We start from the raw sequence: 1304 nt of genomic DNA, 5'->3' as shown, positions 1-1304 counted from the left end.
TGAGCTGCCCCGAGTTTCGTAGAGTCCGGTGATCTTGTTTCAGGCGGACTGTGGGGTGGCTTGCTGTTGTCGCCACCAGTCACGTTCGTACTCGGCGGGCGGTACGTAGTCGAGGGCGGAGTGGAGCCGTTCCTCGTTGTACCAGGTGACCCACTGGAAGATCGCCCGCTCGACCTGGTCGACGTCGCGCCACGGTCCTTGCATCTCGATCAGCTCGGCCTTGAAGGTGCCGTTCAGCGCCTCGGCCATCGCGTTGTCATACGAGTCCGCGACCGAGCCGACGGAGGCGGCCGCCCCGATCTCGGCGAGCCGGTCGGTGTAGCGAATTGACACATATTGCGACCCCCTGTCGCTGTGATGAGTCAGCCCGGAGTCCTTCTTGATCCGGCGTCTCCACAGCGCCATCTCCAGGGCGTCCAGCGGAAGTTCGGTCCGCATGTGACTCGCGACCTGCCATCCGACGATCGTCCGGGAGAACACGTCCAGAACGAACGCCACGTACACCCAGCCGGTCCAGGTGCGGACATAGGTCATGTCGGCCACCCAGAGCTGGTCGGGCCGGCTCGCGGTGAAGTCACGGTCGACCAGATCCGGCGGTCTGGGTGTCGACGGCTCCGGCACGGTGGTGCGGCGCCGCTGTCCGCGGATGACACCCTCCAGGCCCAGCTCACGCATCAGCCGCTCGACGGTGCAGCGGGCCACGTGGACGCCCTTGCGCTTGAGCGCGCGGCTGATCCGGCGGACGCCATAGGTGCCGCCAGACTCGGCATGGACCTGTTCGATCAGCGGCATGAGCTGCTCGTCACGGAGTCGGCGGGCCGACTTCGGCCGCTTCTTGCGCACGTAGTACGCCGACTCGGACAGCCCCAGCACCCGGCATGCGAACCCGACCCCGAGGCCTTTGCCCTTGAGGTGCTCGATCACCTGGTCGGCCTCGTCCGGGGACGGTCGAGTTCCGCCGCAAAAAACGCGCTTGCGGCCTTCAGGATCTCGTTCGCCCTCCTCAGCTCCGCGTTCTCCCGGCGGAGCTGCCTGAGCTCTTCCCGCTCGGCGGTGGTCAGCCGGTCGTCGCGTTCCCCGGCGTCCGCCTCGGCCTGGCGGACCCAGCCGCGCAGGGCCTCCTTGTGGATGCCCAGGTCCTTCGCGACGTGCGCGATCGGTCGGCCGGTGGTGCGGACCTCACGGACGGCCCGCTCGCGGAGCTCGTCCGGGTATTTGCGTGGTGCTGGCACTGCTCGTGGTTCTCCTTCGGGCCAGAATCATATGCCTGGCTTCAGGGACTCCACGAAACCGGGGTCAGCTCA

1 protein-coding gene is annotated in these 1304 nt (G+C 67.3%); it reads right to left on the bottom strand.

The window, feature by feature from the left end:
* Nucleotides 1–39: 39 nt before the first annotated feature.
* Nucleotides 40–1232, bottom strand: a protein-coding gene (locus tag ACH4LD_RS42990; protein WP_398059999.1) for an IS3 family transposase whose coding sequence is annotated in 2 segments (ribosomal slippage) — nucleotides 40–962 and nucleotides 962–1232 — 1194 coding nt in all. Because the reading frame shifts where the segments join, the coding sequence is not laid out codon by codon here.
* Between the last annotated feature and the right edge of the window lie 72 nt (nucleotides 1233–1304).

Origin of the sequence: Streptomyces sp. NPDC017676 (genome assembly GCF_044329325.1) — a bacterium.
In the GTDB taxonomy this organism is placed as follows: Bacteria; Actinomycetota; Actinomycetes; order Streptomycetales; family Streptomycetaceae; genus Streptomyces.
The sequence above is the reverse complement of the archived record's forward strand: the minus strand, read 5'-3'. Positions and strand labels throughout refer to the sequence as shown.